This window comes from Nocardia sp. NPDC004718, assembly GCF_053601535.1.
Genome location: NZ_JBSGCA010000015.1, coordinates 52,885 through 66,280 on the forward strand (window position 1 = coordinate 52,885; position 13,396 = coordinate 66,280).

The 13,396-nt window shown below is 69.4% G+C and carries 11 protein-coding genes and 1 tRNA gene; 8 read left to right on the forward strand and 4 right to left on the reverse strand.

Going from position 1 to position 13,396, the window contains the following annotated elements; genetic code table 11:
- Window positions 1-220 precede the first annotated feature (220 nt).
- Window positions 221-649 carry a very short patch repair endonuclease gene (locus ACWEH3_RS14015; RefSeq protein ID WP_412807404.1) on the reverse strand — a complete coding sequence of 143 codons (429 nt, stop codon included), beginning with the start codon at window positions 647-649 and terminating at the stop codon, window positions 221-223.
- Window positions 646-1,779 carry a DNA cytosine methyltransferase gene (locus ACWEH3_RS14020; RefSeq protein ID WP_450018035.1) on the reverse strand — a complete coding sequence of 378 codons (1,134 nt, stop codon included), beginning with the start codon at window positions 1,777-1,779 and terminating at the stop codon, window positions 646-648. Before ACWEH3_RS14020 ends, ACWEH3_RS14015 begins: the two co-directional genes overlap by 4 nt.
- A 336-nt stretch (window positions 1,780-2,115) precedes the next feature.
- Here ACWEH3_RS14020 and ACWEH3_RS14025 point away from each other — a divergent pair, with 336 nt between their 5' ends.
- The 5 genes from ACWEH3_RS14025 to ACWEH3_RS14045 all read left to right on the forward strand — a co-directional run bounded on the left by ACWEH3_RS14025 (window position 2,116) and on the right by ACWEH3_RS14045 (window position 10,341).
- Window positions 2,116-3,366, forward strand: coding sequence for a KasA/KasB family beta-ketoacyl-ACP synthase (locus ACWEH3_RS14025; RefSeq protein WP_450017980.1), 1,251 nt, complete (start codon window positions 2,116-2,118; stop codon window positions 3,364-3,366).
- Between the two features lie 108 nt (window positions 3,367-3,474).
- The gene (fadD32, locus tag ACWEH3_RS14030) at window positions 3,475-5,403 is read left to right on the forward strand and encodes a long-chain-fatty-acid--AMP ligase FadD32 (protein ID WP_450017978.1); all 1,929 of its coding nucleotides are present in this window, start codon (window positions 3,475-3,477) and stop codon (window positions 5,401-5,403) included.
- A 285-nt stretch (window positions 5,404-5,688) separates the two neighbouring features.
- Entirely contained in the window at window positions 5,689-7,500 is a 1,812-nt protein-coding gene (locus tag ACWEH3_RS14035) for an ABC transporter ATP-binding protein (RefSeq protein ID WP_450017976.1), read from the forward strand.
- Between the two features lie 2 nt (window positions 7,501-7,502).
- A complete protein-coding gene (locus tag ACWEH3_RS14040) occupies window positions 7,503-9,677 on the forward strand; it encodes an ABC transporter ATP-binding protein (RefSeq protein WP_450017974.1) in 2,175 nt (724 codons plus the stop codon).
- A gap of 49 nt (window positions 9,678-9,726) precedes the next feature.
- The gene (locus ACWEH3_RS14045) at window positions 9,727-10,341 is read left to right on the forward strand and encodes a putative glycolipid-binding domain-containing protein (protein ID WP_450017972.1); all 615 of its coding nucleotides are present in this window, start codon (window positions 9,727-9,729) and stop codon (window positions 10,339-10,341) included.
- Window positions 10,342-10,670: 329 nt separating this feature from the next.
- Here the strand turns inward: ACWEH3_RS14045 and ACWEH3_RS14050 are convergent, their stop codons facing one another.
- A complete protein-coding gene (locus tag ACWEH3_RS14050; RefSeq protein WP_450017970.1) occupies window positions 10,671-11,621 on the reverse strand; it encodes a prephenate dehydrogenase in 951 nt (316 codons plus the stop codon).
- Between the two features lie 58 nt (window positions 11,622-11,679).
- On the opposite strand from ACWEH3_RS14050, the gene ACWEH3_RS14055 reads away from it, so the two are divergent.
- From ACWEH3_RS14055 to ACWEH3_RS14065, 3 genes are all read left to right on the forward strand, one after another.
- Complete coding sequence (locus tag ACWEH3_RS14055; protein WP_355073031.1) at window positions 11,680-12,219, forward strand: tRNA adenosine deaminase-associated protein; 540 nt, start codon at window positions 11,680-11,682, stop codon at window positions 12,217-12,219.
- A gap of 43 nt (window positions 12,220-12,262) precedes the next feature.
- Window positions 12,263-12,697, forward strand: coding sequence for a nucleoside deaminase (locus ACWEH3_RS14060; RefSeq protein WP_450018033.1), 435 nt, complete (start codon window positions 12,263-12,265; stop codon window positions 12,695-12,697).
- A 66-nt stretch (window positions 12,698-12,763) separates the two neighbouring features.
- Window positions 12,764-12,854: transfer RNA gene (locus ACWEH3_RS14065), tRNA-Ser, on the forward strand.
- Window positions 12,855-12,917: 63 nt separating this feature from the next.
- Here ACWEH3_RS14065 and ACWEH3_RS14070 read toward each other — a convergent pair.
- Window positions 12,918-13,388, reverse strand: a complete 471-nt coding sequence (locus tag ACWEH3_RS14070; RefSeq protein ID WP_450017968.1) for an SAM-dependent methyltransferase — start codon at window positions 13,386-13,388, stop codon at window positions 12,918-12,920.
- Window positions 13,389-13,396 lie beyond the last annotated feature (8 nt).

Sequence of the window (13,396 nt, forward strand, 5' to 3'; positions counted from 1 at the left end):
ACGCCTTTATTCTGCTGGTCGCTCGAGCGCGCCGGACAGCGGCGGGCCGCACACGTCATTACCATCCGGCACACAGGGTCTTGTCAGCTTCGCCCGGCACGCTGGTCGACAGCTGCAACTCGAGGAGGTCCCCATGCTCGGTTTCGCGACTGCCGCCGCCGGAATCGCGGTCATGACGGTGATGGTGGCGTCCGGCTACCTGGCCGCCCACGCTCCGCGTTCACTCGTGCGGGTGCGACACCGCTGACAGCGCGGCCTGCACGCGGTCGGCCGCACTGACGGGATCTTCGTGCTCCCAGACGCGGACCACGTGCCATCCCGCGGCGATGAGCGCCGCGTCGGTGGCCCGGTCCCTGGCCACATTGCCCGCCAGTTTGGCCGCCCACCACTCGGCGTTGTTCTTCGGGTCGGTGGCGTGCTGTGGGCAGCGGTGCCAGAAGCACCCGTCGACGTAGACCGCGATGCGCCTGCGGGGGAACACCAGGTCGGCGCGCCTGCGCTGTCCCCGGATCGGCGCGCGATCGACGAAGTAGCGCAACCCGCGCCGGTGCAGTTCCCGGCGCAGCGCCAGCTCCGGATCGGTTCCGGTGCGCCGTTGACGCGCCATCCGCGCGCTGGTGGCCGCGTCGGTCGTGGGCCTGCGGGTCATGCCGCCCATCCGCCCATCCGATCGAGATGGCTTTCCACGTCGGCGAGGAAGCCGGGCGGAAAGCGCAGACTGCCCATGGTGGTGCGGCGCAGGAATCCGGCCGTCGCGCGGGCGGAGAGCAACTGCGCGTCGGTGAGGAAGTGGGCCAGGTCCTCGTACGGCTCGTGCACCGGCCAGGTGGAGACCGGCACCCGGTAGGCGGCACCGTTATGTCCCCATGCGGCGACCGGCCACGGGGTGCCCGGCGACAGCGGTTGATCGCCGGAGATCGGTGCGAGCGGAGCGGCCAGCCGCGACCCCACCCACGCCGCCATCCGCACGCTCACCGCGTTGCCGACCAGTTTCCAGCGGTGGCCCTTCCTGATGCCCGGCACGTCGGTCGCGGGCGCCGTCCAGCCCGCGTCGAAACCTTGCAGACGTTCGGCGTCGGCGATGCCGGGCGTGACGATCTCCCCGGACGGCAGCCGCACCGCGGGCGGGCTGGCGATGCCGAGCGCGGAGCCGCCCTTCAGTGTCGGAACCGCGTTCACCGCCCAGCCCAGTCCGCGCACCCCCTCGGTCCAGTAGAAGCCGCACGGATCGATCTCGGGATCGCCGATCGCGCGGGGACCGGCGTCCTCGCCGAACAGCACCCCGCGCGGATCCTCCGTGCGGGACGCCAGCATCAGCACCCGCTGCCTGCGCTGGGGCAGACCGAACGCGCGGGCGTCCACCACACGGTAGGCCCAGGTGTAGCCGAGCTCGTCGAGCGCGCCCGTGATGTGCCGCATGGCCGCGCCGCGGCCCAGTTGCAGCATGAACGGCACGTTCTCGATCAGCAGCCAGCGTGGGCCCCGCTTGCGGCGGACCAGGCGGAACACCTCGTCGACCAGACCCGAGCGCGTGCCGGTGATACCGGCGGTGCGCCCCGCCTGGGAGAGGTCCTGGCACGGGAATCCCGCCGCGACCAGTTCCGTTCCCGCCGGGATGGCGCGGAGTCTGGTGATGTCGGAATGCAGCGGCACGTCGGGGAAACGGGCGGCGAGCACGCCTTGGGCGCCGGGCTCGATCTCGCACAGCAGCTCGGTGTGCCAGCCGTGCCTGCCGAGGCCGAGCTCGAGTCCGCCGATCCCGGCGAACAGCCCGACCATCCGCGCGCCCGTCAACGACCTTCCCTTTCTCGCGTCCACATCGGACGCCGCCCGCGCGTCCTGTGCCCGGGGAGCAGGTTACTCGAGTCGTCCGAGGCGTTCCCCGAACAACGCGACCATCGTCCCCGGCACCTGGTACGGTCCGCGTGTCACGCCGTGCGATCGGTGCGCATTTCCAATAATGCACAAGGGTGGTCGCACCCGGACGTGATGACCGGCCGATCCGCCTGCGCTCCAGTGCCATCCGCGCGGGCCGCCCACGATCCTGGTGGCGCGCTCGCGCATTGCTTTTGCTCGACGAAGTTCCAGAGCGACGCTAGGGAAAGTGAGCGAAACATGCAGATGCCTTCCACCAAAAACGGACAGTTTCCCTCGGTCGTGGTCACCAGCCTCGCGGCGACCACGTCCATCGCGGGTGACGTGGATTCCACGTGGAAAGGCTTGCTCAACGGCGACAGCGGTATCGACCTCCTGGAAGACGAGTTCATCGACGAATTCGAGCTGCCGGTCCGCATCGGCGGGCATCTGAAGGTGCCGCCCGCGGCGTATCTGGACGCCGCCGAGGCCCGCAGGCTCGCTTACGTGGAGCAGTTGGCCGTCGTGCTCGGCCGTGAGGTCTGGCGCAACGCGGGCAGCCCCGAGGTGGACACGCGCCGTCTCGGGGTGTCCATCGGCACCGGGCTCGGCGGCGCGGAGGCGATCATCCACGCTCGGGACAAGCTGCACAACGGCGGTTACCGCAAGGTGTCGCCGTACACGGTGCAGGCCGTGATGCCGAACGGCGCGGCGGCCTGCGTCGCGCTGGAGATCGGTGCGCGGGCCGGGGTGACGACGCCGGTCTCGGCCTGTTCCTCCGGTGCGGAGGCGATCGCCAACGCGTGGCGGATGATCGTCATGGGTGACGCCGACGTGATGGTCACCGGCGGCGTGGAGGGTTCCATCCAGGCGCTCGCGATCGCGGCGTTCACCATGATGCGTGCCATGAGCACCCGAAACGACGCGCCGAAGAGCGCCTCCCGTCCGTTCGACGCCGACCGCGACGGCTTCGTCTTCGGTGAGGCGGGCGCGCTGATGGTGCTGGAGACCGAGGAGCACGCCAAAGCGCGCGGCGCGACCATTCACGCCCGGCTGATGGGCGCGGGCGTCACCTCCGACGGCTTCCATCTGGTCGCGCCGGATCCCGAGGGCACCGGCGCCGCGCGCGCGATGTCGCGGGCGATGCGGACGGCCGGCCTGGCCAAGTCCGATGTCACGCACGTCAACGCGCACGCGACCGCCACTCCCATCGGCGACACGGCGGAGGCGCGCGCGATCGGCGAGGCCGTGGGCACCCATGCGTCGGTCTACGCGCCGAAATCGGCTCTCGGGCATTCCATCGGCGCGGTCGGCGCGCTCGAGTCGGTGCTCACGGTGCTCACCGTGCGGGACGAAATCATTCCGCCCACGTTGAATTTGGACAATCAAGATCCCGCGATCGATCTGGATGTGGTGCACGGCGGAAGCAGGCCGGGCCGTATCGATTACGCCTTGAACAATTCGTTCGGATTCGGCGGGCACAATGTCGCGCTCGCCTTCGGCCGGTACTGAGGGCCAGGTGGCCGGGACACCTGCTAGCCTTCCCGACGCTTCGTTATCGACCTGTGTTCGGTGTCATTGCACGGCCCGAGTGTCTGTGCGCTGGAAAAGGATAAGGCGATGATCGACGAAACTTTCGACGACTATCTGGACGATCAGGGCAATATCGAGATTCGCGGGGACAAGACCCTGATCGACTTCGTCGACAAGCACAGCGTGGAGAACGGCGACGACCTCGCCTACCGCTTCATCGACTACTCCCGGGAGCGGGACGGCGAATACCTGGAGCTCACCTGGCGGCAGTTCGGTGTGCGCCTGCGCGCGGTGGCGGCCCGGCTGCAACAGGTCACATGCCCGGGCGACCGGGTGGCGATCCTCGCTCCGCAAGGGCTCGACTACGTCGTTTCGCTCTTCGCCGCGGTGTACTCGGGAAATATCGCGGTTCCGCTGTTCGACCCGGAGGAGCAGGGCCACACCGACCGGCTGCACGCGGTGCTCGGCGACTGCAAGCCTGCCGCGATCCTCACGGTGGGCTCGGCGGCGAGCGGCGTGCGGAAGTTCTTCCGGCACCTGCCGCCGCAGGAGCGTCCGCGGATCATCGCGGTGGAGGCCATCCCGGACAGTGTCGGCGCTTCGTGGGTGCGCCCGGACATCAACATCGACAGCGTCGCCTACCTGCAGTACACCTCGGGTTCCACCCGGACGCCCGCGGGCGTGGAGATCACCCACCGCGCCGTGGGCACGAATCTGCTGCAGATGATCGACGCCATCGGCGTCACCGAGAATTCGCGCGGGGTCACCTGGTTGCCGTTGTTCCACGACATGGGTCTGCTGGCCGTGATCCTGCCGACCGTCGGCGGCGGGTTCATCACCATCATGTCGCCGAGCGCGTTCGTGCGCCGTCCTTATCGCTGGATCAAGGAACTGGCCGCCGCGTCGGACGGCGCCGGAACCTTCGCCGCCGCACCCAACTTCGCGTTCGAGCACGCCGCGGCGCGCGGCAAACCCAAGCCCGGCGAGGAATTGGACCTCTCGAATGTGATCGGGCTGATCAACGGCAGCGAGCCGGTGTCGGTGTCGTCGATGAAGAAGTTCAACGAGGCGTTCGCGCCGTACGGGTTGCCGGAGACGGCGATCAAACCGTGCTACGGCATGGCCGAGGCGACGGTGTTCGTCTCCGCCACCAGGGCCGAGGACAAGGCGAAGGTGGTCTATGTCGATCGGGCCGAGCTGAACGCCGGGCGGATGGTCGAGGTCGCGGCGGACGCCGTCAACGCGATCGCACAGGTGTCCTGCGGATACGTCGCGCGGTCGCAGTGGGCGGTGATCGTGGACCCGGAACACGGCACAGAGAGACGTGACGGCGAGGTCGGCGAGATCTGGTTGCACGGCGAGAACATGGGCACCGGGTATTGGGGCCGTCCCGAGGAAACCGCCGCCACCTTCCGTGCCGAGCTGACCGCTCGGTTGCCCGAGGGCAGTCACGCGGAGGGCACGCCGCAGGACGCCAATTGGATGCGCACCGGCGACTTCGGCGCGTACCTCGACGGCGAGCTGTACATCACCGGACGGGTCAAGGACCTGGTCATCGTGGACGGCCGCAACCACTATCCGCAAGATCTGGAGTTCTCGGCCCAGGAATCGAGCACGGCGTTGCGCCCCGGCTTCGTCGCGGCGTTCTCGGTACCCGCCAACGAACTGCCCGCGCTGGTCTTCGAGCAGGGCAGCCAGTCCGGCCTGAGGTTCGACGCCGAGGACACCTCCGAGCAGCTGGTGATCGTCGCGGAGCGCAATGCCCGCGCGGGCAAGCTCGAGCCGGAGCCGGTCGCCGACACGGTGCGTGCCGCGATCGCGCGCCGCCACGGCGTCATGGTCCGTGACGTGCTGCTGGTGCCCGCGGGGTCGATCCCGCGCACCTCCAGCGGCAAGATCGCCCGCCGCGCCTGCCGGGCGGCTTATCTGGAGGGCACGCTGCGCGGCGGCCACCAGCAGCAGGCTTTCCCGGACGCGCCGCAGGACTGGGAGTCGGAGACCGCGGGCGTCGGTTAGAGCTCGGTCTCGAGGCAGCGGTCGCGATCGGTGACCCGCGGATATCCGGCGACGAGCAGCCGGGAGCCTGGATCCGCGCGACTTGACCTCGAGTTCGATAGAGGTTGTGAACTGGGCTAATGAGTGCCGAATCCGTCGCCGCGACGAGCCGTGGATGTCTGGCGGCGGCCGGAAAATCGGTTGGTCGACGCGCGTTCCGGTGCGACCCTGAGATGTCGGACCCTGCTGCGAACATCACCGTGGGTCTCGTTCTCCGCCGCCAGTCGCATACCTACAGGGGGAGTCTTGTCTGTCACGCTGGACGTTTCGTCGGCCGAATCGGAGGCCGACAGAACGGAGCGGCCCGCCGCCACGGGCCGCTCGCATTCCCTGCGCCGATTCTGGCCGTACCTGCGTCCGCACGTCCGCATTCTGCTCGCCGCCAGCGGACTGGCGCTGCTGTCCGGCCTGACGGCCGTCGTCATCCCGCTGATGATCGCGCGGATCGTCGACGGCCCGGTCGCCCACCGCGATCTCGCGGGCGCGCTCGGGCCGGTGGCCGTGGTCCTGGCGCTCGGCCTGGTCGAGGCCGGTGGCGTGTGGGGACGCCGCTGGCTGATCGCCGCCCCCGCGACGCGTATCGAGATCACGCTGCGCGCCAAGATCTTTCGGAAGCTGCAAGCGTTGTCGATCGGCAGGCACGACGCGTGGGAGTCGGGTCAGCTGCTGTCCCGCGCGATCGACGACCTGGCCACCATGCGCCGGTTCGTCTCGTTCGCGGGACCGTTCCTGCTCATCCACTGCGTGATCATTCCGGTAGGCCTGCTCGTGCTGATCGGACTGAGCCCGCAGATCGGGCTGATCTTCGCGGTGATCGCCATTCCGCTGGTGTTCATCTGCATTCGTTTCGAGCGCAGGTACGCGGTGGCCTCGCGGCGTTCGCAGGATCAGTCCGGGGACCTGGCCACCACGGCCGAGGAGTCCGCGCAGGGCGTGCGGGTGCTCAAGGCGTTCGGGCGAGGCGTGTTCTTCGGCCGTCGCTTCACCGCCCAGGCGCAGGAATTGCGGCAGACCGAGCTGCTGAAAGCGCGCCTGGACGCGACGTTGTGGTCGAGCATGCTGAGCATTCCGCAACTGGCCATCGCGTTCGCGCTCGGCTACGGCGGGTACGCGGTGGCGCACGGCACGATGACGCTCGGCACCTTGATCGCGGCCATCACGCTGGCGACCTTCCTGCAGTGGCCGATCATCTGGACCGGCTTCCTGCTCGCGGAACTGAACGACGCGCGCACCGCTGCCGACCGATACTGGGAGATCATCGACACCGCGGTCGACATCACCGATCCGGCCGATCCGGTGCGCTTGCCGGACCGCATCCGTGGTGAATTGCGATTGGAGGCTGTGCGTTTCGCTTTTCCCGACGCGGAGAACGAGGTGCTGCGCGAGGTGTCGTTGCGGGTGCGCCCCGGCGAGACGGTGGCGCTGGTCGGCGCGACGGGAAGCGGCAAGACGGCGCTGCTCAACTTGATCCCGCGCTTGTACGACGTGACGGGCGGTGCGATCACCATCGACGGCATCGACATCGCGGCGATGCGGGTCGCCGACTTGCGATCGCTGGTGTCGGTCGCCTTCGAGGAACCGGTGTTGTTCTCGGCGAGTGTGCGGGAGAACGTCGCGCTCGGCGACCCGTCCGCCACGGACGCCGATGTGCGCCGCGCCCTGGAGGTCGCGCAGGCCACCGCGTTCGTCGACGACCTGCCCTGGGGTCTGGACACCAGGATCGGTGAACAGGGCTTGAGCCTGTCCGGTGGCCAGCGGCAGCGCCTCGCGCTGGCTCGGGCGGTGCTCACCGGCGCGGGCGGAGGCAGGCGCAGCCGGATCATGGTGCTCGACGACCCGCTGTCCGCGCTCGACGTGGAGACCGAGGAGCGAGTGCAGGAACGCCTGCGCACCGTGCTGGCCGACGCGACCACGCTGCTCGTCGCGCACCGTCCGTCCACGGCCGCGCTGGCCGACCGGGTGGCGGTGCTCGCCGACGGCCGGGTCGTCGCGGAGGGCACCCACGATCAATTGCTGCGCACCAGCAAGAGCTACCGCGAACTGATGGGAGGTGAGTAGCTGTGAGTACTACGACTGTCTCGGAAGACGAAGCGCCAAAGAGTGATCCGACCCCTGCGGAAGGCGCGGCCGACTGGCGCGGCATCGCGGGCGAGGACAAGGAGGTCACCGAGACCGGGAACCTGGTGCTGGCCGGACGCTCCCGGCGGCTGCTGCTCGACCTGGTCCGGCCCTACCGCAAGCTCACCGGCCTCGCGCTGGTGCTCATCGTGCTGGACAACATCGCGAAGGTGTCCGCGCCGCTGTTCGTCGCGCACGCGCTGGACACCGGCATCGCGCGCGGCGTCGCGGGCGACTGGGCGCCGCTGGCCAGAACCGTGGGCGGCTACGTCGGCTCGATCCTGCTCGGCTCGATCTGTACGTACTCCTTCCTGCGGGTGACCGGCAAGCTCAGCCAGAGCGTGTTGTTCGACCTGCGCGTGCGCGCGTTCACCCATGTGCAGCGGCTCAGCGTCGCCTTCCACGAGAAGTACACCTCCGGCAAGGTGGTGGCGCGGCTCACCGGCGACATCGAGACGCTGCAGGAGCTGCTGGAGAGTGCGCTCAACCAGGCGCTGAGCGCGATCCTGTCGGTGCTGACCATCGCGGCGCTGCTGATCTACCTGGACCAGGCGCTCGCCGCGATCGTGCTGATCGGATTCGTTCCCCTGGCGCTGGTCACCCGCTGGGCGCAGCGCAGGCAGCGAGCGGGCTACCGGCGCACGCGCGCCGCGATCGCCAAGGTGGTCGTGCAGTTCGTCGAGTCGATGGGCGGCATGCGGGCGGTGCAGGCGTTCCGCCGGGAGCAGCGCAACGAGTCGGTGCTCGCGGTGGAGGACTCCGAATACCGCCAGGCGACCACCGCGGCCATGCGCGGCATGGGCGACTACGCGGGTTTGACCAAACTGCTCGGCAACCTCACCACGGTGACCATCATCGTGGTCGGCGCCTGGCGCGTGATCGAGGGCGATCTCGCGGTCGGCGTGCTCGCGGCCTACCTGCTGTACCTCAACGAGTTCTACGGGCCGCTGGACGAGCTGGCGCAGGTGTTCAACGCCTACCAGTCCGCGGCGGCCGCGCTGGAGAAGATCTCGGGCGTGCTCGAGGAGGAGCCGTCCGTGCCGGAGCCGGCGCGGCCGATCGCCCTGGCGAAGGCGTCCGGCGCGGTACGGATGGAGAAGGTGTGGTTCGGCTACGCGGCCGGTTCGACGGCCGACAGCGGCGCATCCGAGAAGTCGGATGCCGTCCGGCTGGACGACGGCGGCCGTCATGCCGGCGCGGTGGGTGATTCGGCGGTCCGGCCGACCGGTGACGAACCGGACAGCCCGTCGGATGTGCGAGGCCTGGCCGCGACCGGCAAGCCGTTGGCCGGTTCGCACGTCCCGCCCGGTGCGTCCACGAGTGTCGGCGGGCGCTCGCCGAGCAGCGCCGTCGCGGCGGAGTCGAACGCGCCTGCCGACGCCCTGCCGGTACCGTCCGCGGATTCGCCGGTGCGGTCGGATCGCCGGACGCGACCGGTGCTGCCGGAGTTCACCTTGGACATCCCGGCCGGGCAGATCATCGCCTTGGTCGGTGCGACCGGTGCGGGCAAGTCGACGCTGGCGAAGCTCCTGACGCGGTTCTACGACCCGTCCGGCGGCGTGGTCACCCTGGATGGCATCGACTTGCGCCTGCTGTCCGACGCCGATTTGCGCCGCAACGTGGTGATGGTCACCCAGGAGTCCTACCTGTTCTCCGGTTCGGTGGCCGACAACATCCGGTTGGGCAGGCCGGAGGCCACCGACGCGGAGGTGTTCGCGGCGGCCCGCGCGGTCGGCCTGTACGACTTCGTGCAGGCGTTGCCCGAGGGCTTCGGCACCGACGTGCGCAAACGCGGCGGCAGGCTCTCGGCGGGGCAGCGGCAGCTGGTCGCGTTCGCGCGGGTGTTCCTGGCCGATCCCGCCGTGATCGTGCTGGACGAGGCCACGTCGAGCCTGGACATCCCCAGCGAACGGCTGGTGCAGCGGGCGCTGGAGACCGTGCTGCGTGGCCGCACGGCCGTGATCATCGCGCACCGGCTGTCCACGGTGGCGATCGCGGACCGGGTGCTGGTGCTCGAGTCCGGCCGGATCGTCGAGGACGGCGCGCCGGACGCCCTGATCGCGGGGACCGGCCGGTTCGCCGACCTGCACGCGGCGTGGCGGGAGTCGCTCGTGTGATGAGCGGCGGTTCTACGGGACGAGGCCGGATGTCGCTTACGGTAGATACGTGACGACCCCAGCCTCCGACCCCGAGAGCCCCGCCGCGAGCACGCAGGAATCGCGGTGGCCGGCGATCCTCACCTGGCGCGCCCACGACGCGACCCGGATGGAGTCGGTGCGGGTACAACTCAATGGCAACCGCATCCGCGCCACCGGGCGGATGATCGGCGGCGCCGGTGCCGAGCACCCCGCGTTCAGCGCGTCGTACGACCTGGTCACCGACGAGAACGGCGTGACGAAGCGGCTGTCGCTGCGCACCACGACGGCCGGCGGGGAGCGGCACGCCTCCATCGCCCGCGACGAGGAGAACTATTGGCTCGTCGACGCGGGCGGCAACCACGTGCGCTCCACCTTCGCCGGAGCACTCGACGTGGACGTGGTGCTCAGCCCGTTCTTCAACACCCTGCCGATCCGCCGCTACGACCTGCAGCACGCGGTCGAGGACGTCCAGGTCCCGGTGGTCTACGTCCGCCTGCCCGACCTGCTCGTCCAAGAGGCGACGCTGATCTACAGCAGCGCCGCCGACGGCATCAGCGTGCTGTCGCCGGTCTCCAGCGCGACGGTCACGGTGGACGCCGATGGCTTCCTGCTGGACTACCCGGGTCTGGCCGAACGGATCTGACGCGGCGCCGCGCGACGGCCCACGACCTGGCATGCGCGAGTCGCGGCTTTCGTGCCGAGGACCGGGTGGTCGAGCCCCGAAGTTCCGGTGATCGCCACCGGCGCTCCGGGAACGCGCCTGCCACCGAAGGCCGCGCCGGGTCGACACCCGCGGCCGGTCTCTCGGCGCCGCAACTACTGGACGGGAGGCAGTGCCGTCGGCGTTGCCCAGACTCGCGCAGCTCGACGCGGATGGACCTGCGCCGGAGAAAACGTCGCGAGGTGTTCACCCGCGGCCAGCAGCGGCAGGACCGGCTCTGGAATGTCGGGGAGGGGACGGTTCTCGCGCGGTCAGTTCAGCCGGGTGATGACCCCACCGCGCTCGCCTGCCGCCCGCAGGTCTTCCAGCCAGTCGCGGTCGCCGGGACGAATGTCTGTGATCTCCCAGCGGCGCGCGGATTCATAGCGCTGTCGCGCGTCGTGCCCGGCTTCGACCAGGTCCGTCAGGGATTGCTTGTCGCGCAGGCTGTCGCGCGCCGCGCCGAGCACGGTGAGTGTCTCGTCCAGAACTTCCAGTAGCGCCGCGGAATTCGGTTCGCAGATCGCGCGAACCAGGTCGGGCGCCGTGCCGGCGACGCGGGTGCCGTCCCGGAACGACCCGGCCGCGAGGCCCAGCGCGAGCTCACCACCGGTGGCGCCCGCCAGGGCCAGTGCCTCGGCGAGCACATGCGGCAGGTGGGAGATGCGGGCCACGGCGCGATCGTGTTCCGCGGCCACGACCGGTACCACCACCGAGCCGCAGTCCAGCGCCAGCCGCACTACCCGGCTCCACGGGTCGACCCGCGTGCCCTGGTCGACGCCGACCGCCCACACCGCGTCGCGGAACAACGTTGGATCGGTGGCGGCCCAGCCGGATTCGGACGTACCGGCCATCGGATGGCCGCCGACGTACCGCTCGGCGAGTCCGTGTTCGCGTACGGCCGCCGCGACCGGCCCTTTCACGCTCACCACATCGGTGAGCGCGCATTCCGGCGCGTAGTCGGCGATCGCCGAGAGCATGTGGTTTACCGCGGGCATCGGCACCGCGACGACGATCAGCGCGTCGGTCTCCGCGGCGCGCCGCAGCGCGGCAGGTAGGTCTTCGGTGACGTCGAATCCGTCGGCACGGGCGGCCTGCGCACCCACCGCGGAGCGGTTGTATCCCCAGCCGTCGTAGCCCGCGCCGACGGCCGCACGCAACAGCGACCCACCGATCAAACCGGTCCCCAGGACGCACACGGGTGCTTTCTTCGCCGAAGTCACCCGAACAGATTGGCATACGACTTCAACATTTCCGCTCGAGCAGACTACCGTTGCGGCCATGGCAGCACAGCGCTCGGGCACGAACAGGGCGGCGTCGGACGATTACGACGACGTGGAAGGGTTCGCAGTGGCGGTTGTCCGCGAAGAAGGCAAATGGCGGTGCAGTCCGCTGAGCCGGGACGCGCTCACCGATTTGTCCGCCGCGGAAAACGAACTGAAGGCTTTGCGCAGCTCCGGAGCGGTGTTCGGATTGCTCGACATCGACGACGAGTTCTTCATCGTGCTCCGTCCCGCGCCGAGCGGAACCCGGATGCTCGTCTCGGACGCCACGGCCGCGATCGATTACGACATCGCCGCGGACGTCCTGGAGGCCCTGAACGTGGAAATCCCCGATATCGATCCGGATGAACTGGACGACGTGGAGCCGTGGGAGGAGGGCGACCTCGGTGTGCTCGCCGATCTCGGACTGCCCGAACCGGTGCTGAGCGTCATCCTCGCCGAGACCGATCTCTATCCGGATGAGCAGCTCGGCATGATCGCCGAGCGCCTCGGCTTCGCCGGTGAATTCGCCGCGGTGCTGGATAAACTACCGCGCTGACGTGCGCGTTCTCACGGACGACCCGTTTTCCGCTGACGCCGATATGGTGCGGGCGGCCATCGCCGCCGCGGCGGCCGCCGGGGAGCGTGACGTACCCGTCGGCGCTGTCGTGTTCGACTCCGCCGGAACGGAACTCGCCCGAGCCGCGAACGCGCGGGAGTCGCTGGGCGATCCGACCGCGCACGCGGAGATCTTGGCGCTGCGTCGTGCCGCCGCGGTCCACGGTGACGGGTGGCGGCTGGAGGGCGCCACGCTCGCTGTGACGCTGGAGCCGTGCACTATGTGCGCTGGTGCCCTGGTGCTCGCGCGGGTGGGCCGTCTGATCTTCGGTGCGTGGGAGCCGAAGACCGGCGCCGTCGGGTCGCTGTGGGACGTGGTGCGTGACCGCCGTCTCAACCACCGGCCGCAGGTACGCGGCGGAGTGCTCGCGGACGAATGCGCGGCGTTGCTCGACGAGTTCTTCCGCACCCAGCGCTGAGCCCACCCACACCCCGGGTCTACAGGCGATTTAGTGATCCGGCACCGGTCCGGTATGGTTGTCGGCGGTGGCGTGTCCGAGCGGCCTAAGGAGCACGCCTCGAAAGCGTGTGAGGGGTAACCCCCCTCCGAGGGTTCAAATCCCTCCGCCACCGCCACAGCCCTTTACCTGCTAGCGCAGGTAAAGGGCTATTTTTTTTGCTCAGACAGCGGCCGGGTCACTAGAAGTAGTCTTTGAGCATTTCCGTGGACCACACAGCTTGCCGGACGTCTCCGCGTGGACCGAACTCCGCGAACCAGGGTTTGATGTCCAGCACGGGCGTGCCGTCGACGGCGTCCAGCTCGGCGACATGCAGGTCCAGGCCGTCCACTCGGAGCAGGCGACAGCGCGAGACGCCGAGCCAGTTGATGCGGCGCATGTTCCTGTGCCCGAAGATGCCGACCTTCGGCCAGTCGGGATTGTCGCGTGCGCTACGCGCACCGAAATGTAGGTCCGTCGGGTCGGTGAGGTGAAACCGGAACACGATCTCCAGATGGCTGAACTCCTCCAACCCCTGTACCGACTCTTCGGGGAACCGGGGGTCGTCGACGCGAATGATCGCCTCGGTGCCGCCCCAGTGATCATCGGTTGGTTCACGTCGGCCACCTACGACGTGGGCGACCGGCGCTACCTCGAACACTTCATCAGCCATGCGACCCC

Coding starts and splice junctions, on each gene's coding strand:
- ACWEH3_RS14060 (WP_450018033.1), top strand. CDS start 12,263: ATGGTGCGGGCGGCCATCGCCGCCGCGGCGGCCGCCGGGGAGCGTGAC.
- ACWEH3_RS14070 (WP_450017968.1), bottom strand. CDS start 13,388: ATGGCTGATGAAGTGTTCGAGGTAGCGCCGGTCGCCCACGTCGTAGGT.
- fadD32 (WP_450017978.1), top strand. CDS start 3,475: ATGATCGACGAAACTTTCGACGACTATCTGGACGATCAGGGCAATATC.
- ACWEH3_RS14015 (WP_412807404.1), bottom strand. CDS start 649: ATGACCCGCAGGCCCACGACCGACGCGGCCACCAGCGCGCGGATGGCG.
- ACWEH3_RS14025 (WP_450017980.1), top strand. CDS start 2,116: ATGCAGATGCCTTCCACCAAAAACGGACAGTTTCCCTCGGTCGTGGTC.
- ACWEH3_RS14055 (WP_355073031.1), top strand. CDS start 11,680: ATGGCAGCACAGCGCTCGGGCACGAACAGGGCGGCGTCGGACGATTAC.
- ACWEH3_RS14020 (WP_450018035.1), bottom strand. CDS start 1,779: ATGGTCGGGCTGTTCGCCGGGATCGGCGGACTCGAGCTCGGCCTCGGC.